At 53.2% G+C, this 21,902-nt stretch carries 22 protein-coding genes; 5 read left to right on the plus strand and 17 right to left on the minus strand.

The features are described 5' to 3' along the window. The first annotated feature begins 352 nt into the window (after positions 1–352). The 5 genes from ilvG to ilvA all read left to right on the plus strand — a co-directional run bounded on the left by ilvG (position 353) and on the right by ilvA (position 6,673). Complete coding sequence (gene ilvG / locus FH974_RS15805) at positions 353–1,999, plus strand: acetolactate synthase 2 catalytic subunit (protein ID WP_047887482.1); 1,647 nt, start codon at positions 353–355, stop codon at positions 1,997–1,999. Further along, positions 1,999–2,247: an acetolactate synthase 2 small subunit gene (ilvM, locus tag FH974_RS15810; protein WP_047887483.1), complete on the plus strand. Its 249-nt coding sequence runs from the start codon at positions 1,999–2,001 to the stop codon at positions 2,245–2,247. Before ilvG ends, ilvM begins: the two co-directional genes overlap by 1 nt. 20 nt (positions 2,248–2,267) lie before the next feature. Beyond that, entirely contained in the window at positions 2,268–3,203 is a 936-nt protein-coding gene (gene ilvE / locus FH974_RS15815) for a branched-chain-amino-acid transaminase (protein WP_047887484.1), read from the plus strand. Between the two features lie 68 nt (positions 3,204–3,271). After that, entirely contained in the window at positions 3,272–5,113 is a 1,842-nt protein-coding gene (ilvD, locus tag FH974_RS15820; RefSeq protein ID WP_047887485.1) for a dihydroxy-acid dehydratase, read from the plus strand. A gap of 6 nt (positions 5,114–5,119) precedes the next feature. After that, positions 5,120–6,673, plus strand: a complete 1,554-nt coding sequence (gene ilvA, locus FH974_RS15825) for a threonine ammonia-lyase, biosynthetic (protein ID WP_047887530.1) — start codon at positions 5,120–5,122, stop codon at positions 6,671–6,673. A gap of 82 nt (positions 6,674–6,755) precedes the next feature. On the opposite strand, the gene FH974_RS15830 is transcribed toward ilvA, so the two are convergent. The 17 genes from FH974_RS15830 to rsmG all read right to left on the minus strand — a co-directional run bounded on the left by FH974_RS15830 (position 6,756) and on the right by rsmG (position 21,894). Continuing rightward, entirely contained in the window at positions 6,756–7,136 is a 381-nt protein-coding gene (locus FH974_RS15830) for a helix-turn-helix domain-containing protein (protein WP_047887486.1), read from the minus strand. Between the two features lie 237 nt (positions 7,137–7,373). Beyond that, positions 7,374–7,751: a helix-turn-helix transcriptional regulator gene (locus tag FH974_RS15835; RefSeq protein ID WP_047887487.1), complete on the minus strand. Its 378-nt coding sequence runs from the start codon at positions 7,749–7,751 to the stop codon at positions 7,374–7,376. 296 nt (positions 7,752–8,047) lie between these two features. Next, positions 8,048–9,883 carry a glutamine--fructose-6-phosphate transaminase (isomerizing) gene (gene glmS / locus FH974_RS15840; protein WP_047887488.1) on the minus strand — a complete coding sequence of 612 codons (1,836 nt, stop codon included), beginning with the start codon at positions 9,881–9,883 and terminating at the stop codon, positions 8,048–8,050. Positions 9,884–9,901: 18 nt separating this feature from the next. Next, the gene (locus FH974_RS15845) at positions 9,902–10,672 is read right to left on the minus strand and encodes a DeoR/GlpR family DNA-binding transcription regulator (protein ID WP_047887489.1); all 771 of its coding nucleotides are present in this window, start codon (positions 10,670–10,672) and stop codon (positions 9,902–9,904) included. A gap of 241 nt (positions 10,673–10,913) precedes the next feature. After that, a complete protein-coding gene (gene glmU, locus FH974_RS15850; protein ID WP_047887490.1) occupies positions 10,914–12,275 on the minus strand; it encodes a bifunctional UDP-N-acetylglucosamine diphosphorylase/glucosamine-1-phosphate N-acetyltransferase GlmU in 1,362 nt (453 codons plus the stop codon). Between the two features lie 178 nt (positions 12,276–12,453). Then, positions 12,454–12,876 (minus strand): F0F1 ATP synthase subunit epsilon, encoded by a 423-nt coding sequence (locus tag FH974_RS15855; protein WP_047887491.1) that lies wholly within the window; start codon positions 12,874–12,876, stop codon positions 12,454–12,456. 17 nt (positions 12,877–12,893) lie between these two features. Then, on the minus strand, positions 12,894–14,300 hold the full coding sequence (gene atpD, locus FH974_RS15860) for a F0F1 ATP synthase subunit beta (protein WP_047887492.1): 1,407 nt from the start codon (positions 14,298–14,300) through the stop codon (positions 12,894–12,896). A 32-nt stretch (positions 14,301–14,332) separates the two neighbouring features. Beyond that, positions 14,333–15,199: a F0F1 ATP synthase subunit gamma gene (atpG, locus tag FH974_RS15865; protein ID WP_047887493.1), complete on the minus strand. Its 867-nt coding sequence runs from the start codon at positions 15,197–15,199 to the stop codon at positions 14,333–14,335. A 44-nt stretch (positions 15,200–15,243) separates the two neighbouring features. Further along, positions 15,244–16,785 (minus strand): F0F1 ATP synthase subunit alpha, encoded by a 1,542-nt coding sequence (atpA, locus tag FH974_RS15870; protein WP_047887494.1) that lies wholly within the window; start codon positions 16,783–16,785, stop codon positions 15,244–15,246. A gap of 16 nt (positions 16,786–16,801) precedes the next feature. Then, positions 16,802–17,335: a F0F1 ATP synthase subunit delta gene (gene atpH / locus FH974_RS15875; protein ID WP_047887495.1), complete on the minus strand. Its 534-nt coding sequence runs from the start codon at positions 17,333–17,335 to the stop codon at positions 16,802–16,804. 16 nt (positions 17,336–17,351) lie between these two features. Then, positions 17,352–17,822: a F0F1 ATP synthase subunit B gene (gene atpF / locus FH974_RS15880; RefSeq protein WP_047887496.1), complete on the minus strand. Its 471-nt coding sequence runs from the start codon at positions 17,820–17,822 to the stop codon at positions 17,352–17,354. A 50-nt stretch (positions 17,823–17,872) separates the two neighbouring features. Beyond that, positions 17,873–18,130: a F0F1 ATP synthase subunit C gene (atpE, locus tag FH974_RS15885; protein WP_005302247.1), complete on the minus strand. Its 258-nt coding sequence runs from the start codon at positions 18,128–18,130 to the stop codon at positions 17,873–17,875. Between the two features lie 67 nt (positions 18,131–18,197). After that, positions 18,198–18,983 (minus strand): F0F1 ATP synthase subunit A, encoded by a 786-nt coding sequence (atpB, locus tag FH974_RS15890; RefSeq protein WP_047887497.1) that lies wholly within the window; start codon positions 18,981–18,983, stop codon positions 18,198–18,200. 8 nt (positions 18,984–18,991) lie between these two features. Continuing rightward, on the minus strand, positions 18,992–19,381 hold the full coding sequence (locus FH974_RS15895) for a F0F1 ATP synthase subunit I (protein WP_047887498.1): 390 nt from the start codon (positions 19,379–19,381) through the stop codon (positions 18,992–18,994). Positions 19,382–19,559: 178 nt separating this feature from the next. After that, positions 19,560–20,447, minus strand: a complete 888-nt coding sequence (locus FH974_RS15900; RefSeq protein WP_047887531.1) for a ParB/RepB/Spo0J family partition protein — start codon at positions 20,445–20,447, stop codon at positions 19,560–19,562. Between the two features lie 15 nt (positions 20,448–20,462). Next, positions 20,463–21,257 (minus strand): ParA family protein, encoded by a 795-nt coding sequence (locus FH974_RS15905; RefSeq protein ID WP_047887499.1) that lies wholly within the window; start codon positions 21,255–21,257, stop codon positions 20,463–20,465. Between the two features lie 16 nt (positions 21,258–21,273). Further along, entirely contained in the window at positions 21,274–21,894 is a 621-nt protein-coding gene (rsmG, locus tag FH974_RS15910; RefSeq protein ID WP_047887500.1) for a 16S rRNA (guanine(527)-N(7))-methyltransferase RsmG, read from the minus strand. Positions 21,895–21,902 lie beyond the last annotated feature (8 nt).

Consider the following 21,902-nt stretch of genomic DNA (forward strand, 5'->3'; position numbering starts at 1 on the left):
ATGTGGCTTAAGTAACCTTTTTTTGTCTACTCGCTGTACAAAAAAGCGAAAGTTTTTGCTTGTCATGCGAGCGATGTCTGTGTTACCACTTAGTAAACACAACATAGAAACATAAAAAACCGGACAGACAGTCAATGCAATTTAACGCCAATGTTCTCCTTCTCATTATTAACGTCATCGTGGTGATTATTTCATCGCGAGGGGGACGAGCAGGCGTAAATTAGCAATCACATGCAAACACGCAAACAGCCCCCGCAGCCAACCAGCTCCGGGGGCTTTTTTGTGAACAATAACCAAGAATTCGCTGAATAATTCAGCGCATCGCCAACAGGGACAACAAGGGAGAGCAGCGATGACAGGAGCAGAGTTAGTCGTACAAGCGCTGCAACAGCAGGGGATCACAACAATTTTTGGCTATCCGGGCGGCGCAATCATGCCGATTTACGATGCCCTCTACGGCAGTGAAGTGGAACACATCCTCTGCCGTCATGAACAGGGAGCCGCCATGGCCGCCATCGGGATGGCAAGAGCTACACAAAGCGTCGCGGTCTGCATGGCCACATCCGGCCCGGGGGCGACGAACCTGGTCACTGGTCTGGCTGATGCCTTCCTCGATTCTGTCCCGCTGGTGGCGATCACCGGCCAGGTTGCCAGCTCTCACATCGGTACGGATGCCTTCCAGGAGATGGATGTGATCGGAATGTCGCTAGCCTGTACCAAACACAGCTACCTGGTGACCGATATCCATGAACTGGCCCCGACCCTGGCGGAAGCGTTTGAAGTTGCCCGCACCGGCCGTCCCGGCCCGGTACTGGTAGATATCGCAAAAGACGTGCAGCTGGCCGAGGCACCGGTCACGACCTTGCCGCTGTTCACTCCTCCTGCTCTCCCGGAAGTGACTACCGAGGCACTGGCCGCAGCCCAGCAGCTTTTGGCTGACAGCCAACGCCCGGTGTTGTATGTCGGCGGCGGGGTGCAACTGGCCCACGCCACCCACACGGTACGCGCCTTCCTGGCCATGAACCCAATGCCGGCGGTCAGCACCCTGAAAGGGCTGGGCACCATCGAGCGCCATCACCCGCATTATCTTGGCATGCTGGGGATGCACGGCACCAAAGCAGCCAATCTGGTCGTGCAGGAATGTGATCTGCTCATCGCCGTTGGAGCCCGCTTTGATGACCGGGTGACCGGCAAGCTGGAAACCTTCGCGCCGCATGCCAAAGTGATCCATATAGACATTGATGCCGCCGAAATCAACAAACTGCGCCATGCCCATGCCCCGCTGCGCGGGGACATCAACCAGGTGCTGCCGCAGTTGGAACTGGCGCAGGATATCAGTGAATGGGTCACCCACTGCGATACCCTGCGTACCCGTTTCAAGTGGCGTTACGACCACCCGGGCGAACGTATCTACGCCCCGAAAATGCTGAAACAGCTCTCCGATATGATGCCGGACAGCGCCATGGTGTCGACCGATGTCGGCCAGCACCAGATGTGGGCCGCGCAGCACATTCAGCCACGAGAACCTGAGAACTACATCACTTCTGCGGGTCTGGGCACCATGGGCTTCGGCCTGCCGGCAGCAATGGGCGCGAAAGTGGCCCGCCCGGAGGATGAATCAATCCTGATCTCCGGGGACGGCTCTTTCATGATGAATGTGCAGGAACTGGGCACCCTGAAACGCCGCCAGATCCCTGTCAAAATGGTGCTGATTGATAACCAGCGACTGGGAATGGTACGCCAGTGGCAGTCGCTGTTCTTTGATGGCCGCCACAGTGAAACCCTGCTCGACGACAACCCGGATTTTGTCACGCTGGCCAGTGCCTTCGGGATTCCGGGCAAAACCATCACCCGCAAAGAAGACGTTGAACCGGCCCTGCAAACCATGCTGGCCAGTGACACCGCTTACCTGCTGCATGTGGTGATCGCCGAAGAAGACAACGTCTGGCCACTGGTTCCACCCGGTGCCGCCAACCAGGATATGCTGGAGAATACTTAATGGACCGATATTTACTCGACATCAAAGCGGATGATAAGCCAGTATTACTAGAGCGGATTTTACGCGTTATCCGCCACCGTGGTTTCATTATTAAGCAAGTGAATGCGACGCAAAACCATGAAAGCAAGATCGCCACTATCGCAATTCTTGTGGACAGTGACCGTCCCATTTCAACCCTCATCAATCAAATTGAAAAACTGTGGGACGTCCTGAGCGTTGAAACCACGCTCATTGATAACCGAGATTAGTTTTTAAGGAAGGAACAAACATGGCCAATACAGCGGAATTTATCTGGTTCAACGGTGAAATGATCCCTTGGGGCGACGCCAAAGTACACGTCCTGACCCACGCAATGCATTACGGCACGTCAGTCTTCGAGGGGATCCGCTGCTACAACACCCCGAACGGTCCCGCGGTGTTCCGTCATAAAGAGCACATGGACAGGCTGAAAAACTCGGCCAAGATTTACCGTTTCCCGATTCCGTACAGCACTGACGAACTGATGGAAGTGTGCCGGGAAACATTGCGCGTTAACCGCCTGGATTCTGCCTACATTCGCCCGCTGGCGTATGTCGGTAATGTAGGCCTGGGTGTCTGCCCACCGGTTGGCACAGAGATGGATGTCATGGTCGCGGCTTTCCCGTGGGGGTCTTACCTGGGTGAAGAAGCGCTGGAAAATGGCGTGGATGCAATGATCTCAAGCTGGCACCGCGCCGCACCGAACACCATCCCGACCGCTGCCAAGGCCGGTGGTAACTACCTGTCGTCTCTGCTGGTTGGCGGTGAAGCCCGTCGCCACGGCTATGCCGAAGGGATCGCCCTGAGCGTGGACGGCTACCTGTCGGAAGGTGCCGGTGAGAACCTGTTTGTGGTACGCAACGGCATTCTGTCGACCCCGCCGACCACCAGCGCCATCCTGCCGGGCATTACCCGTGACTCCATCATGGTCCTGGCCAAAGAAATGGGTTACGAAGTGCGTGAAGAGAACATTGCCCGCGAAGCCCTGTACCTGGCAGATGAAATCTTCATGACCGGTACGGCGGCAGAAATCGTACCGGTCCGCAGCGTGGATCAAATTACCGTCGGCGCCGGTAAACGCGGTCCGATCACCAAAGCCGTTCAGGAGGCATATTTCGGCCTGTTCAACGGCACCACGGAAGACAAATGGGGCTGGCTGGATTACATCTACCCGACTGACAAGTAACTGATAGACCCGGCCAGCAGCCTCGCTCACCGCTGCTGGCCAGACCCAACTGCAAAAGGATTGTTGTTATGCCCAAGTACCGCTCCGCCACCACCACTCACGGCCGTAATATGGCCGGTGCCCGCGCCCTGTGGCGTGCCACCGGTGTCAAAGACGAAGATTTCGGTAAACCGATTATTGCCGTGGTGAACTCATTCACCCAATTTGTTCCCGGCCACGTTCACCTCAAGGACCTCGGCCAACTGGTCGCCCGGGAAATTGAAGCTGCGGGCGGTATCGCCAAAGAATTCAACACAATTGCGATTGATGACGGGATTGCCATGGGCCACGGCGGGATGTTGTATTCGCTGCCGTCCCGTGAGCTGATTGCCGATTCCGTGGAATACATGGTCAATGCCCACTGTGCCGACGCCATGGTGTGTATCTCCAACTGTGACAAAATCACCCCGGGAATGCTGATGGCCTCTATGCGCCTCAATATTCCGGTGATTTTCGTTTCCGGCGGCCCGATGGAAGCCGGTAAAACCAAACTGTCGGATCAGATCCTCAAGCTGGATCTGGTCGATGCGATGATCCAGGGAGCCGATCCAACGGTTTCTGATGAACAAAGCGAGCAGATCGAGCGTTCCGCCTGTCCCACCTGCGGATCCTGCTCTGGCATGTTTACCGCCAACTCCATGAACTGTTTGACCGAAGCGCTGGGCCTGAGCCAGCCGGGGAATGGCTCACTGCTGGCGACCCATGCCGACCGCAAACAACTGTTTCTCAGCGCCGGTCAGCGAATTGTCACTCTGACCAAACGCTACTACGAGCAGGATGATGACAGCGTGCTGCCGCGCAACATCGCCAGCAAGCAGGCCTTCGAGAACGCCATGGCCCTTGATATCGCCATGGGCGGCTCAACCAATACCGTGCTCCATCTGCTGGCAGCCGCGCAGGAAGGCGAAGTGGACTTCACCATGACTGACATCGACCGGATGTCCCGCCAGGTCCCACACCTGTGTAAAGTCGCGCCGTCCACTCAGCAGTACCACATGGAAGATGTCCACCGTGCCGGTGGCGTGTACGGCATTCTTGCCGAGCTGGACCGTGCCGGTCTGCTGCACAGCCATTGCTACAACGTACTGGGCGAAACGTTCGCTGAATCCTTCAAGCATTTTGACGTCATGCAGACCGAGTCTGAAGACGTCAAAGCCTTCTACCGTGCCGGGCCGGCCGGCATCCGTACCACCCAGGCCTTCTCACAAGAATGCCGCTGGGACACCCTGGACGATGACCGCGAAAACGGCTGTATCCGCAACCACGAGCATGCGTTCAGCCAGGATGGCGGACTGGCGGTACTGTCCGGCAACATGGCACTGGATGGCTGTATCGTGAAAACCGCCGGGGTCGATGCCAGCATCCTGACCTTTACCGGGCCAGCTGTTGTGTTCGAGAGCCAGGAAACCGCCGTGGAAGGCATTCTGGGCGGTAAAGTCAAAGCCGGTGATGTGGTAGTGATCCGCTATGAAGGGCCGAAAGGCGGACCGGGCATGCAGGAAATGCTGTACCCGACCACCTACCTGAAGTCGATGGGACTGGGCAAAGCCTGTGCTCTGATCACGGACGGCCGTTTCTCCGGCGGCACCAGCGGCCTGTCAATTGGCCACGTCTCACCGGAAGCGGCCAACGGCGGCACCATCGGCCTGATCGAAGACGGCGATACCATTGCGATTGATATCCCGAACCGTTCGATCGACCTGTTGGTGGACGATGCCACCCTGGCGACACGTCGTGCGACGGCGGATCAGCGCGGCTGGAAACCGCTGGATCGCCAGCGTGAAGTGTCCTTCGCCCTGCGTGCCTACGCTAACCTGGCCACCAGCGCCGACAAAGGCGCAGTCCGCGATAAATCGAAACTGGAAGGATAACGAATGATGAGCGAAGCCACTCAGGCCAGAGAGGTCACTTTACCCAACGGCGCGGATTACCTTCGCGACATCCTTCGGGCTCCGGTGTATGAAGTTGCACAGGTCACGCCGCTGCAGGCCATGCCTCGTCTGGCGACCCGACTCGGCAACCAGATTCAGCTCAAACGAGAGGACCGCCAGCCGGTCCACTCTTTCAAGCTGCGCGGTGCCTACAACATGATGGCCCAGCTCACCGAGCCCCAGCGCCGCGCCGGGGTCATTGCGGCCTCAGCCGGCAACCACGCCCAAGGGCTGGCCATGTCGGGCAAACACCTCGGGGTTCAGGCCACGATTGTCATGCCGCGTACCACGCCGGATATCAAGGTCGACGCAGTGCGCAGCTTTGGCGGTCAAGTCGTGCTGCACGGCAGCAACTTTGACGAAGCCAAAGCCCACGCCGAGATGCTGGCGGGTCAGCACGGCTACACCTTTATTCCGCCGTTTGACCACCCGGCGGTCATTGCCGGACAGGGCACCATCGGGGTCGAGCTGGTGCAACAGAACGGCCACCTGGATTACATTTTCGTACCAGTCGGCGGCGGCGGTCTGGCAGCCGGGGTCGCGGTTCTGATCAAGCAGCTGATGCCGCAAATCAAAGTCATTGGGGTCGAAGCTGAAGATTCGGCCTGCCTGAAAGCAGCGCTCGATGCCGGTGAGCCAGTTACGCTGGATCAGGTCGGCATGTTTGCAGACGGGGTGGCGGTCAAGCGCATTGGCGAGGAAACGTTCCGTCTGTGCCAGCAGTATCTGGATGGCGTGATCACGGTCAGCAGCGATGAAATCTGCTCTGCCGTCAAAGATATTTTCGAGGATACCCGTGCGATTGCCGAGCCTTCCGGCGCGCTCTCGCTGGCCGGACTGAAAAAATATGTCGATAAGCACCAGCTCCGAAACAAGCAGCTGGCAGCTATCCTGTCCGGTGCCAACCTCAATTTCCACGGCCTGCGTTACGTCTCCGAACGCTGCGAGCTGGGCGAAAAACGGGAAGGATTGCTGGCCGTGACCATTCCGGAACGACCAGGGGCTTTTCTCGATTTCTGCCATCTACTGGGCGGCCGTGCGGTGACCGAGTTTAACTACCGTTATAACGATGACAGCCTGGCAAATGTGTTTGTCGGGGTGCGCCTGTTACAGGGGCAGGAAGAACTCGACAACATCATTGCGGACTTGCGCAAAGGCGGTTATCCGGTAGTGGATTTATCCGACGATGAGATGGCGAAAGTCCATGTCCGTTACATGATTGGCGGACGTCCGTCCAAGCCGCTCAAGGAGCGTCTCTACAGCTTCGAGTTCCCGGAATACCCAGGTGCGTTGCTGAAGTTCCTGACGACGCTGGGCACCCGCTGGAATATCAGTCTGTTCAATTACCGTAACCACGGGGCTGACTATGGCAGAGTGCTGTGCGGCTTTGAAATGGATGACGCCGATTTACTGTCGTTCACCAGCCACTTGCGCGAGCTGGGTTACAGCTGGAAGGACGAAACCGGTAACCAGGCGTACCAATTCTTCCTGGCACAGTGAGATCATCAACATAAACCATCGCGGCCCAGGTCTGGGCCAGGATGTAACGGGCCGGCGGCGAGGGCAACTCGCTCACGGCCTGCTATTCGCAGGCAGCCTCATCGGGCTGGTGGTGATGCAGGTAATCAAGGCAGGCCTTCAGTTGACCAATATGGCTGGTCAGCAATTGTGAACGCAGGGGTTCCGGCAGTTGGCGATACAGTGACAACAATGGCTGCATATCCGGCTGACACCGCTCGGTAGTATGCGTACTCTCTTCAACCATGAACCAGCTGACCGGCCGCTCCGTCAACGCGGCGATACTGAGCAACACGGTAATGCGGGGCTCCGTTTTGCCGGTTTCCAAATCTAAGTAAGTTTGGCGGGCAATGCCCAGTCGCTTGGCCATCGCTACCTGCGACAAGCCTTTCCACTCTCTGGCTTCCTTAATCCGTTTTGCTATCTGCGGTTTAGCAGTAACCATTCAAACCGTCCCCTCAATTTCCATACGGCATCTCAGCAGTTTACCGTCTGGCCCAGCGCCAAACGGATCTGCCTATTGTCAAAACGGTCAATTATTGTCTGTCGTTCCTCCCTGCACGACGCTGGAAAAGTAAAAGTGTGATATTGGGCAACAGGTGTCACTAAAACGAGACACTCATCCTTTATAGATGCCGTCCAACTCAGACACAACAAATGAGATAAACGCAGTTAACTGCCACTACTTATCTCTTTGCGTCAATGCTTTAGTGTATTCCGCCATAAAACCTGCCAGGTTGATACTCTGTTGCAGAATTACATTCCGGGCAGAGTGGGGTAATCGGCTGAAATACTGAAGCAGGCGATCAATTTCGTCCTTATATTCACTTTCCAGGATTTCGATCCCTTCGTCCCCGTAGACAAACCAGGTTAGCGGTCGCTCAGTAATTTCTGAGATTTCCGATAGCACCCTGACCTTAGGCTCCGTCTTCCCGGTCTCTAAATCAAGATAGGTCTGGCGTGCTACTTTGAGTTGCTGGGCCATATGGACCTGTGTCAGCCCTTTCCATTCCCGGGCCTCTTTAATACGGGCTGCGATTTTGGCTTTGGAATCAGTCATGTCTCACCTCCAATCCGACTTCAATGAACATTGCCTAGCTTTCATTACGGAGTTGCACAACATAAGCCAACTTGCCAACACGGCTAAAAATCAAAGATTAACAACAACATAAAACTCAACTTTATCTTTGAGGTTGTATTTTGATTCGCAATAAGTAACCAACCTGCCTGTATTTTCTATTTCGCAAAAAATCCTGCACTCCAGTCTAGATAGTAGACCTCTGGACACCGGCAAAATAAAAAAGGCATCCTTGTCGGATGCCTTTTCTCAATCTTGAAACACTCTTTTCATCGAGCTTATTCCACAGTCACCGCTTTCGCCAGGTTACGTGGCTGGTCTACGTCCGTCCCTTTAATCAACGCAACGTGGTAAGACAGCAGCTGCATCGGAATGGTGTAGAAAATCGGGGCAATGATCTCGTCAACACGTGGCATCGTGATGATCTTCATGCCGTCGGTTTCTTCAAAACCCGCTTCGCTGTCTGCGAACACATACAGCAGACCGCCACGGGCGCGCACTTCTTCGATGTTGGATTTCAGCTTCTCCAGCAGATCGTTAGTAGGTGCCACCACGATTACCGGCATATCAGCATCAATCAGCGCCAGCGGGCCGTGCTTCAGTTCACCAGCAGCATAGGCTTCAGCATGAATGTACGAAATCTCTTTCAGCTTCAGTGACGCTTCCATCGCGATTGGGTAGTACTCGCCACGGCCCAGGAACAGAGCGTGGTGCTTATCGGCAAAATCTTCGGCCAGCTGCTCAATCGGCTTGTCGAAAGCCAGCGCTTTCTCAATTTGCGTCGGCAGGGCATGCAGGGCATCAACAATCTGCTTCTCTTTCGCCGAGTCGATCAGGCCTTTCTCTTTACCCAGTGCGGTCACCAGCATCAGCAGAGCCACCAGCTGCGTGGTGAAGGCTTTGGTCGATGCCACGCCAATCTCAGTACCGGCGCGGGTCATGAAGGCCAAATCCGATTCACGTACCAGCGACGAGCCAGCCACGTTACAGATTGTCATCGCCGACATGTAGCCTTTCTCTTTGGCCAGGCGCAGCGCTGCCAGTGTATCGGCGGTTTCGCCAGACTGCGACAGGGTGATCAGCAAGCTGTTCGGACGCGTGACGAACGGACGGTAGCGGAACTCAGAAGCGATCTCAACGTCACAGCTGACACCGGTCATGGCTTCAAACCAGTAACGGGCGACCATACCTGCATTGTAAGAGGTACCACAGGCCACGATCTGGATATGTTCCACTTTTTCCAGGATTTCTTTCGCGCCGTTACCAATGCTCTCAACGATCACGGCATCACTGCTGATACGGCCTTCCATGGTGTTGATCAGTGCGCTTGGCTGCTCATAGATCTCTTTTTGCATGTAGTGACGGTACTGGCCTTTGTCTGCGGCGTCGTGCTGCAGGTTAGACTCGTGGATTTCACGGGCCACCGGCTGACCGTCAGTGTCAAAGATATTCACTTCACGGCGGGTAATTTCAGCCACATCGCCTTCTTCCAGGAAGATAAATCGACGGGTCACGTTCAGCAGGGCCAGCTGATCCGATGCCAGGAAGTTCTCTCCCACACCCAGACCAATCACCAGTGGGCTGCCAGAACGCGCCACCACTACGCGCTCAGGGTCACGACGGTCCATCACCACCGTACCGTAGGCACCTTCCAGCTGAGCCACAGTCTTCTGCACCGCTTCAAGCAGTGTTTCCGAAGAACGCAGTTCCCACTCCACCAAGTGAGCAATCACTTCGGTATCGGTCTGCGATAAGAACTCATAACCACGCTCGGTCAGAATCGCACGCAGCTCTTCGTGATTCTCGATAATGCCGTTGTGAACCAGAGCAATGTGGTCGCCTGACATGTGTGGGTGCGCATTGATTTCAGAAGGTTCACCGTGCGTAGCCCAACGCGTGTGCGCAATACCGGTACCGCCGGTTGGTGCTGCGCTCGCCACCGCATCCGCCAGCTCCTGCACTTTACCCAGGCGACGAATACGCTCCAGGTTACCCTGACCGTCAACAATCGCCACACCAGCAGAGTCATAGCCACGGTATTCCAGGCGACGCAGGCCTTCCACCAGAATTTCTGCTACATCACGTTGTGCTACTGCACCAACAATCCCACACATAGTTAATTTGCTCCTAAATTAATTTGCCGACGCGCAGATCACTTGCACGCCTTGCTGTTCAATCTGTTGTTTGGCGACCATGTCCAGGCCGTCATCGGTGATCAGGGTACTGATATGCTGCCAGGGCAGCTCTAGGTTAGGGATTTTGCGCCCCACCTTGCTCGATTCCACCATGACCACCACCTCGCGGGCGACTTCCGCCATGACGCGGCTCAGGCCAATCAGTTCGTTAAATGTCGTCGTTCCACGCGCCGTATCGATCCCGTCCGCGCCGATAAACAGCTGATCGAAGTCATATGAGCGTAGTACCGATTCTGCCACCTGCCCTTGAAACGCTTCCGAATGCGGATCCCAGGTGCCCCCGGTCATCAGCAGGGTTGGCTCGTTCTCCAGCTCGTTCAGGGCGTTGGCCACATTGAGCGAGTTGGTCATGACCACCAGACCATGTTTTTCCCCCAGCAAACCGATCAGGCATGCCGTGGTACTGCCGCTGTCGATAATGATGCGGTTATGATCCCGGATGCGTTCGGCGGCGGCTCTGGCAATCGCCATCTTTCGAATCGAAACTTCATCTTCTTCCGTTTCGGCCACCATTTCACTTGGCATGGCAATCGCCCCACCATAGCGGCGCAGTAGCTGGCCGTTTTTTTCTAGTGCAGCCAGATCTTTACGCACGGTAACTTCGGAAGTGGCAAACTGTTTTGCCAGGGTATCGACACTGACTTCACCTTGCTCATTGACCATCTGGACAATCGCATGGCGCCGTTGCTGGGTATTTCGTTTGGACATGGAATTACGAACTGATAGCTATAAGTTTCGAACTGAAAGAAATTTTAGCAGAGCAAAACTTTTTTGATCAACACTGTGCAATTAATTTTTTATGAAAAAGAAGGCTGCCGGCGTGATTTCAGAAAAACGAGGGCTGCTCACAGCCATCACAATAGGCTGGGGAGGTTACGGGAATAGGGCAAAAGTAGGGCAGGGAAGCTGAGATAAAAAGAAGGCAGCCTAAAGCTGCCTTCTGCGGGAATTACTTTTGTTTAACCGGACGTTTCCAACCTTTGATGGTACGGGCCGGAGCACGGGTGATCACTAACTCGCCTTCACCAACATCTCGGTTGATGGTCGCACCGGCACCAATCGTGGCACCTTTGGCAATTTTCACTGGCGCAATCAACTGCGTGTCGGAGCCAACAAACACGTCATCGCCGATTTCGGTCTTGAACTTGTTCGCACCATCATAGTTACAGGTAATGGTACCGGCACCGATATTCACGCGATCGCCGATATCGGCATCACCCAGATATGTCAGGTGGTTAGCTTTCGAACCTTTACCCAGGCGGGCTTTCTTCATTTCCACGAAGTTGCCGACGTGAGAATCACCCACCAGCTCCGCACCAGGGCGCAGACGGGTGAACGGGCCGACCGTACAGTCTTCGCCGACCGTCGCGCCTTCAATCACACTGTACGGCCGAATGATACTGTTATCATCAATTTCACAGTCTTTCAGCACCGAACCGGCACCAATAATGACATTGTTTCCCAGTGACACACTGCCTTCAATGATGACATTCACATCAATTTCAACATCCGTACCGCACTGCAGCTCACCGCGCAGATCGAAACGCGCCGGATCACGCAGCATCACACCTTGTTCCAGCAGACGCTCGGCCTGCATCGCCTGGTAAGCACGCTCCAGACGGGCCAGTTGGATACGGTTGTTGACGCCTTCCACTTCAATGGCTTTCACCGGGTGAACCGCTTCCACGGCTCGGCCTTCGTCGTGGGCAATCTCAATGATGTCGGTCAGGTAATACTCACCCTGCGCGTTGTCATTTTTCAGCGCCGACAGCCAACGTTTCAGATCGCCGCCATTGGCCACCATCACCCCGGTGTTGATTTCTTTGATCAGCTTCTGCTCTTCGCTGGCATCTTTCTGCTCCACGATAGCAACCACCGGGCCATTGCGGCGAATAATCCGGCCGTAGCCCGTCGGATCGTCCAACATGACCGTCAGTAGCGCAATGCCACCATCCGGCTGGGCATCCAGCAGGTTTTCCAGCGTCTCGCTGCTGATCAGCGGCACATCACCATACAGAATCAGGACTTTCTCATTGTCCGCCAGATCCGGGCATGCCTGGTTAACCGCATGACCAGTCCCCAGCTGCTCCGCTTGCAGCACCCAGTTCACTTGCTCTTCCACCAGTGCAGCCTGCATCTGCTCGCCACCATGGCCGTAAACCAAATGAATGTTGTTGGCCCCAATGCCGGTACAGGTATCAATAACATGCTTAACCATTGGCTTACCTGCCAAGGTATGCAGTACTTTCGGCAAATTGGAGTACATGCGGGTTCCTTTGCCCGCCGCCAGGATCACAGCGCTGAAGCTCATGATGCGTTATTCCTCTCGATGCATAATTTTCAATGTGACTTTTTGCATTGTATCGACTCAGTACTGACGGGTTAAGGAAAATAGATAATTTTTTCTGAGTATTAACCCACAGCTGACAGTCCCAAACCGCGGATATAAAAAAAGCGACCCAAAGGTCGCTTTTTTCTTATCTGCCTGGTTAGCGGGCTTTCTTGGTCAGCTCGATAACACGGAGCTGAGCAATCGCCTTCGCCAGATCACTGGCCGCCTGCGCAAAGTCGATGTCGCCATGCTGATTGTGGATACGCTCCTCAGCCTGGCGCTTCGCCTCTTCCGCTTTCGCTCGGTCCAAATCTTCACCACGAATCGCGGTGTCAGCCAGCACAGTTACTGCGCCAGGCTGAACTTCCAACATACCGCCGGACAGGTAAATTACCTCTTCGCCGCCATGCTGCTTAGTGATACGGACCATACCCGGCGTAATAGCGGTCAGCAGCGGGGTGTGACCTGCGTGGATACCCAGTTCACCTTCGCTACCGGTCACCTGAATGTTTTCAGCACGGCCAGAGAACAAACGTTTCTCGGCGCTTACAACGTCCAGATGGAAGGTTATCGCTGCCATATCGCCTCCTACTTAGCTTAAAGCTTCTTAGCGTTTTCCAATACGTCTTCAATCGCGCCGCAGTACATGAATGCCTGCTCTGGGATATCGTCGTATTCACCTGCCAGAAGACCTTTGAAGCTACGCAGTGTATCTTTCAGCGATACGTAGATACCAGGGTCGCCAGTAAAGACTTCCGCTACGTGGTAAGGCTGAGTCAGGAAACGCTCAATCTTACGTGCACGGGATACAGTTTGCTTGTCATCTTCTGACAGCTCATCCATACCCAGGATAGCGATGATGTCTTTTAGTTCTTTATAACGCTGCAGGGTGCTCTGTACACCACGGGCAATGTCATAGTGCTCTTGGCCAACAACCAGTGGATCCAGCATACGAGATGTAGAATCCAGTGGGTCGATCGCTGGGTACAGACCCAGAGACGCGATTTGACGAGACAGTACAACTGTCGCATCAAGGTGCGCGAACGTTGTGGCTGGAGATGGGTCAGTCAAGTCATCCGCAGGTACGTAAACGGCCTGTACCGATGTGATAGAACCAGTCTTCGTAGAGGTAATACGCTCCTGAAGCACACCCATTTCTTCCGCCAGCGTTGGCTGGTAACCTACCGCAGAAGGCATACGACCCAGCAGAGCCGATACTTCTGTACCCGCAAGGGTGTAACGGTAGATGTTATCGATGAACAGCAGTACGTCACGGCCTTCATCACGGAATTTCTCAGCCATAGTCAGGCCAGTCAGAGCAACACGCAGACGGTTACCTGGTGGCTCGTTCATCTGACCGTAAACCATTGCTACTTTTGATTCAGCTGGGTTCTCAATGTTAACAACGCCAGCTTCCTGCATTTCGAAGTAGAAGTCGTTACCTTCACGAGTACGCTCACCAACACCCGCGAATACTGACAGACCGGAGTGCTGCAGGGCGATGTTGTTGATAAGCTCCATCATGTTAACGGTCTTACCTACACCCGCACCACCGAACAGGCCGATTTTACCACCCTTAGCGAATGGACAAATCAGGTCGATAACCTTAACGCCTGTTTCCAGAAGTTCAGTAGCGTTTGACTGCTCTTCGTAGCTTGGTGCTTCACGGTGAATTGAGTAACGCTCTTCTTCGCCGATCTCACCGCATTCATCAATTGGCTGACCCAGAACGTTCATGATACGTCCTAGCGTTGCATTACCAACTGGAACCTCAATTGGTCGACCTGTATTTTCAACAGACAGACCACGACGCAGGCCGTCAGAACTACCCATTGCGATACCACGCACGATACCACCGCCTAGCTGCTGCTGAACTTCCAGTACTAGCGTACCGTTTTCTTTAGCATCTACGTGCAGGGCATCATATACCTGTGGTACTGAGTCCTGTGGAAACTCTACGTCGACTACCGCACCGATGATCTGTACGATCTTACCTGTAGCCATCGTTAATCCTCTAAACTTGTTTAATCTTTGCCTTAAACAGCAGCCGCACCAGAAACGATTTCTGACAGCTCTTGTGTAATCGCAGCCTGACGGGCCTTGTTGTACACAAGCTGCAGATCATCAATCAAGTTGCCTGCGTTATCGGTTGCTGCTTTCATCGCGACCATTCGAGCAGCCTGTTCACTTGCCAGGTTCTCAACAACCCCTTGGTAAACCTGAGATTCGACATAACGAACCAGCAGGGTATCCAGCAGAGGTTTTGGCTCAGGCTCATAAATGTAGTCCCAAGCATGGTTGCGCTGCATGTCTTCGTCTTTCGACTTAGGCAAAGGCAGCAATTGATCAGTCACTGGTTGCTGAACCATGGTGTTCACAAACTTGTTGTAAACCAGGTACAGACGATCCAACTGGCCTTCATCATATTTCTTCAGCATCACACCAACAGTACCGATCAGTTCATCGACTGATGGCTTGTCACCCAGGCCGGAAACCTGAGCCACAACTTTACCGCCGTAGCTGTTAAAAAATGCTGTTGCCTTAGAGCCAATCAGGCCCAGGTCAATTTCAGCACCTTGATCTGACCACTTCTTCATGTCTGTCATGGCTTGCTTGAACAGGTTAATGTTCAGGCCGCCACACAGGCCACGGTCAGTAGAAACAATGATGTAACCAACGCGCTTGGCTTCACGCTCTTCGAGATAAGGATGCTTATACTCAAGGCTACCAAGTGCGATATGACCGATCACTTTGCGCATAGTTTGTGCGTATGGGCGTGATGATTCCATTGCGTCCTGCGTTTTACGCATTTTGGACGCGGCTACCATTTCCATCGCTTTTGTGATCTTCTGAGTGTTTTTAACACTACCGATCTTGTTACGAATCTCTTTTGCGCCGGCCATCGTTACTCTCCGTTAGTGGGTGATCGCAAGCGATCACCAACCAATTACCAAGTCTGGGTCGCTTTGAAACCTTCAACCAGTTTCACGAACTGGGCTTCGATTTCATCGTTCCAAGCACCCGTCTCATCAATCTGAGCTACCAGCTCAGCAAAGTGACCTTTGGCATAAGAAAGCAACGCGTCTTCGAAGTCAGCAAGCTTGTCCAGCTCAACATCATTCAGATAACCTTTTTCCGCAGCAAAGATTACCAGCGCCTGCTCAAATACAGACATTGGTGCATACTGCTTCTGCTTCATCAGCTCGGTTACTTTCTGACCGTGGTTCAGCTGCTTCTTCGTTGCGTCATCAAGGTCAGACGAGAACTGAGCAAACGCTGCCAGTTCACGGTACTGTGCCAGGGCAGTACGGATACCACCAGACAGTTTCTTGATGATCTTGGTCTGCGCAGAACCACCTACACGAGATACCGAAATACCTGGGTCAACAGCTGGACGGATACCGGCGTTGAACAGTTCGGTTTGCAGGAAGATCTGACCATCGGTGATGGAGATAACGTTGGTCGGTACGAATGCCGATACGTCACCAGCCTGAGTTTCGATGATAGGCAGTGCGGTCAGAGAACCGGTACGGCCAGTCACTTCACCGTTAGTGAATTTTTCTACGTAGTGCTCGTTAACACGTGCTGCACGCTCTAGTAGGCGAGAGTGGAGGTAGAAAACGTCACCTGGGAATGCTTCACGACCTGGTGGACGACGCAGTAGCAGAGAGATCTGACGGTAAGCAACAGCCTGCTTAGACAGGTCATCGTATACGATCAGAGCATCTTCACCGCGGTCACGGAAGTATTCACCCATCGCACAGCCTGAGTAAGGTGCCAGGTACTGCAGGGCAGCTGCTTCAGAAGCAGATGCAACAACAACGATAGTGTTTTCCAGCGCACCGTGCTCTTCCAGTTTACGTACTACGTTAGCGATAGTAGACGCTTTCTGGCCGATTGCGACGTAGATAGAGTAGATACCAGAATCTTTCTGGTTGATGATGGCATCGATCGCCAGGGCTGTTTTACCAGTCTGACGGTCACCGATGATCAGCTCACGCTGGCCACGGCCGATTGGGATCATCGAGTCAACTGCCTTGTAACCAGTCTGAACTGGCTGGTCAACAGATTTACGGTCGATTACGCCCGGTGCAATCACTTCAACAGGAGACGTAGTCTCTGCCTGGATTGGACCTTTACCATCGATTGGCTCACCCAGTGTGTTCACTACGCGGCCAAGAAGTGCTTTACCTACAGGTACTTCAAGGATACGACCAGTACCCTTAACTTTCATACCTTCCTGCAGGTCAGCGTATGGACCCATTACAACCGCACCAACCGAGTCACGCTCAAGGTTAAGTGCCAGTGCAAAACGGCCACCTGGAAGTTCAATCATTTCACCTTGCATTACATCTGCAAGGCCATGGATACGAATAATACCATCGCTTACTGATACGATAGTACCTTCGTTACGCGCTTCACTAACAACGTTGAAGTTTTCAATACGCTGCTTGATCAGTTCGCTAATTTCCGTGGAATTAAGTTGCATGCTCCAATTCCCCAAATCAAGACTGCAAAGTATCGCTCAGACGGCTTAGTTTGCCGCGTACTGAGTTATCGATGACCAAGTCTCCAGCTCTAATCACAACCCCGGCAATCAGGGTCTCGTCTACACTGCAAGTCAGCTTGACCTTACGATCCAGACGCTTAGCCAGTTTCTCGCTAATTGCTTCAAGTTGACTATCATTCAGCTCAACCGCAGAAATTACGGCGGCTTCGATAGTTTTCTCATGCTCACTCTTGAGCAGCATGAACTCTTCACATACAGCAGGAAGGGCTTTCAGGCGTCCGTTCTCAGCCATCACCTTAATCAGGTTCTGGCCGTTTTCGTTGAGTTGCTCGCCGCACACTGACAGGAATACTTCTGTCAGTTTTTCAGCTGCATAACCACTACTCAGAATTTCCTGAATCGTTTCGTTACGCGCTACTTCGGCAGCAAAGGTGAGCATTTCCGCCCAGGCGGCCAGCTCACCTTTTTCAACTGCAAGATCAAAAGCTGCTTTAGCGTAGGGGCGTGCGATAGTAGTCATATCCGACATGTGCTTGCCCCTTTAATTACAGTTCTGCAGTGACTTTGTTAAGAAGATCAGCGTGAGCGTCTTTATCGATAGAACGCTCAATGATTTTCTCAGCACCAATCACAGCCAGAGTTGCAACTTGTTTTCTTAGTTCATCGCGAGCGCGGCTACGTTCGGCGTCAATTTCTGCACGACCTTGAGCCAGAATTTTATCGCGCTCAGCCAGGGCTTCCGCCTTAGCATCTTCGATGATCTGAGCTTTGCGTTTGTTAGCTTGCTCAACGATCTCAGTCGCAGTGCGCTTTGCTTCTTTCAGTTGGTCGGAAGCATTCGCCTGCGCCAGGTTCAGGTCTTTGGCAGCGCGATCAGCCGCTGCCAAACCGTCAGCAATTTTCTTCTGACGTTCTTCAATCGCTTCCATGATTGGTGGCCATACATATTTCATGCAGAACACCACAAACAGGAAAAACGCGATCGCCTGACCCAGCAAAGTTGCATTCATATTCACAACGGCATCTCCTTAAAAAGGGTTGCTATGGGTCCGTTCGTATTCGGTTATTAGCCTGCCAGCTGGCCAACGAATGGGTTTGCGAATGTGAATAGCAGAGCGATTACGATACCGATCATTGGAACCGCATCAAGCAGACCCGCAATGATGAACATCTTAACTTGTAGCATTGGTGCCATTTCAGGTTGACGCGCAGCACCTTCAAGGAATTTACCACCCAGAAGGGCGAAGCCGATCGCTGTACCCAGTGCAGCAAGACCTACAATGATGCCCACGGCAATTGCAGAAAAGCTTAGTAAAGTTTCCATCACTATCTCCAGTTTATAGTTGTCGGCAAAGTGCCAGTAAAGAATTGAAAATCTTACAAATTATCGATTAATGATTGTCTTCATGTGCCTGAGACAGGTACACAATCGTCAACATCATAAATACGAATGCTTGAATCGTAATGACCAGGATGTGGAAAATTGCCCACGGTAGCGAACCTAGCCATTGTGCCCACCACGGCAGTAGTGCCGCGATAAGGATAAACACCACCTCACCGGCAAACATGTTACCGAACAGACGCATACCTAGTGAAATTGGTTTCGCCAGCAGCGACACCACTTCAAGAAGCAGGTTGAACGGAATCATGACCGGATGATTGAACGGGTGAAGTGCCAGTTCTTTGACAAAGCCACCAACGCCTTTCACTTTGATGCTGTAGTAGATCATCAAAGCGAACACGCCTAATGCCATTGCCATGGTGATGTTGACATCAGCACTCGGTACAACCTTAAGGTAAGGAATACCTAACCAGTGCTCTGCAGGATACGGAAGAAAATCAATTGGCACTAAGTCCATGATGTTCATCAACAAGATCCAGCAGAAAATGGTCAGAGCCAAAGGAGCTATCAGTGGGTTGCGACCATGGAAGGTTTCTTTGACGCTGTTGTCAACGAATTCCACCATGATTTCTACAAAACACTGTAGTTTTCCAGGGACTCCTGATGTCGCCGTTTTCGCTGCCTTGCGGAATACCCAAAGGAAGAATAATCCGGTTAGGGCAGAGAAAAACAGGCTGTCTATATGAACCGTCCAGAAACCTTCACCCACTGACAAATTTGTCAGGTGGTGAGCAATGTAACCTGACGGCGTTAGCGCTTCACCTGGCGCAGCCATAACTCATCCTATTTGTTGTTGTTAATGAATAAAACCGGCCCAAAGATATTAATACCGAGAGCCAGCAAATAGGTCAGTTTGAGGGGAACAAGTTCCACCTCGACATACAGGTAAACAATGGCAAATAGGATGACTGTGATGAGAATTTTAAGCACTTCACCACCGAAGAATGACGCCATGATCAGCCGTGCCTTGCGGGCACCACTAAACAAAAACGCACAGGTCGCAAAGACAGCGTTAGCTATCACGAAGATGCCACCGCCGATTAATGCAGAGATTCCCCAGTCAACATTGACAGCAAACGCTGCCATTATTGCCGTTGTTAAAACGACGCCAGATTGTAGCAAGAGCAACCGCTTCGCCAGCTGGCGTCCCGGTCTAACCAGCGCCGATACCATGTATTCGTTCCTCGAGTCCGTTCCACTGCACATACGTCGTGCTGGGAAAACTGCGAAAATTATACGGTTCGTCAGTTTGAATGCAATCTAATCGCAGCAAAAAAAAGTGTTAGATTTTACAACACAATAACCTGATCACGTCATTGTAATTTTTGCAACATAAGTTCCACGTTTTGTGTCACATTTCCTGACCAAACATTGCAAGGATTTGCTTCAATTTGTCGGTTTGATCAAAACTGATAACGATGCTTCCTTTACCGTTTTTCCGCTGGTTAATCGCCACCTGGGTGCCGAAGTGCTCACTCAGGCGATTTTCTGCCAGTTCAACCTGGGGGTTGACGGGGGAAGTCTGTGCTTCAGGGGCAGGATTTTGCATCTGTTTGACCAAACGTTCCGTCTCACGAACCGTTAACGATTTTGCAACCACCATTTGGGCTGCTTCAAGTTGCTTCGCCGATGACAGAGCCAACAGCGCCCGGGCATGGCCCATTTCCAACTGTTTTTGCTCCACCAATCGCTTCACCGGTGCTTCCAGCTGATTCAGGCGCAGCAGGTTAGAGACCGCAGCGCGTGACTTACCCACCGCCTCTGCGATTTGCTGGTGAGTAAGTGAAAACTCACTCTGCAGCCTTTCCAGCGCCTGGGCTTCTTCAATGGCATTTAAGTCTTCACGCTGGATATTTTCGATCAAAGCCACCGCAATGGTCGCTTTGTCATCAATAGCCTTAATAATACAAGGGACTTTCTGAAGCCCAGCTTGACGCGACGCTCGCCAGCGACGTTCGCCGGCAATGATTTCATACTGCTGAGGTGCCGTTTCACGCACCACGATAGGCTGAATCACGCCCTGCGCCCGGATAGACTCGGCCAGTTCGGCCAGGGCTTCATCGGACATGTCTTTGCGTGGCTGATAACGGCCGGGAGTCAGCTGGGACAAAGCCAGCTCTTTGAGGGTGCCATCGGCAGAAAGGGTTTGTGCCTGCTCGGCTTGTTGCTGTTTAACGCTCGCTACCGCACTGGTCGCCAGCAACGCATCAAGGCCCTTGCCCAGGCCCCGCTTATTCATATTCATGGTTTACCTTTATCCCTCGACCGTCCCGGCAGAGTGCGCCAGTTCTTCACGGCGAATCATTTCTCCGGCCAGGGCCAGGTAGGCTTTGGCCCCACTCGAATACTTGTCGTAGTACATTGCCGGGCGACCATGGCTGGGTGCCTCGGCAAGGCGGACATTACGCGGGATGACGGTACGATAGACTTTATCGCCAAAGTGCTTTTTAAGCTGCTGCGAGACTTCGCTGGCCAGTCGGTTGCGCGGATCGTACATCGTGCGCAGCAGGCCTTCGATTTTCAGCTCGCTGTTAACGACAGCAGTCAGTTTACTGATGGTATCCATCAATGCCGTCAGTCCTTCCAGAGCGAAGTACTCACACTGCATCGGGACCAGCACCGAATCAGCGGCGGTCATGGCATTGATTGTAAGAAGGTTTAAGGCTGGAGGACAATCAATAAAGATGAAATCATAGTTATCACGAACTACCTCTAAAGCGTTACGCAGCCGCACTTCGCGGGCAAACACTTCCATCAGTTTGATTTCCGCCGCAGTAACATCACCATTGGCGGCAATCAGGTGATAGCCGCCAGTGGTATCGTGGATGACAACATCCTGGAACGGGGTTTCTTCGACAAGCAGTTCATACGCTGTTGCATCGACCTGGTACTTATCGACGCCGCTGGCCATCGTGGCATTGCCCTGAGGATCCAGGTCAATCACCAGCACCTTGCGCTGAGTTGCTGCCAGCGAGGCAGCCAGGTTGACACATGTTGTGGTTTTACCCACGCCGCCTTTCTGGTTGGCGACTGCTATGACTCTTCCCACAGAAAACCCTCATCCGTTATTCCTTTGCAGCCAAGATTACTAGATGGCGCTCGCCTTCCAACTCAGGAACTTGCAAAGATTTGACTTCAGTCACAGAACACCATGACGGCAGTTCAGTGACTTCCTGCTCATTGTACTGGCCTTTCAGGGCCAGAAAGTGGCCGTCCTGACTTGGCAGGTGACGGCACCATGACACCATATCCGTCAGCGAGGCAAAGGCGCGGCTCAGTACCACATCAAAGCCTTGCTCCGGCTGGAATTCTTCAACCCGGCTCTGCACCGGGGTCACGTTAGTGAGCCCCAGTTCGTGCAGCGCCTGACGGATAAAGCGAATGCGCTTGCCCAGGCTGTCGAGCAGCACAAAGGTCTTGTCCGGGTTCATGATCGCCAGCGGGATCCCCGGCAGGCCAGGGCCGGTACCGACATCAATCAGGTGGTTGCCCTTCAGGTAAGGGCTCACCACAATACTATCCATGATATGTTTCACTAACATCTCATGGGGATCGCGGACAGAGGTCAGGTTGTATGCCTTGTTCCACTTATCCAACATGGCGACAAAACCAACCAGCTGGTTAAGCTGCTGCTCTGTCACCACCAAATCGGTTTGCGCAATCAGTTGCGTCAGACGTTCTTTCATTGCGCGCT

This window comes from Photobacterium ganghwense (genome assembly GCF_017329545.1).
Lineage (GTDB): Bacteria > Pseudomonadota > Gammaproteobacteria > Enterobacterales > Vibrionaceae > Photobacterium > Photobacterium ganghwense.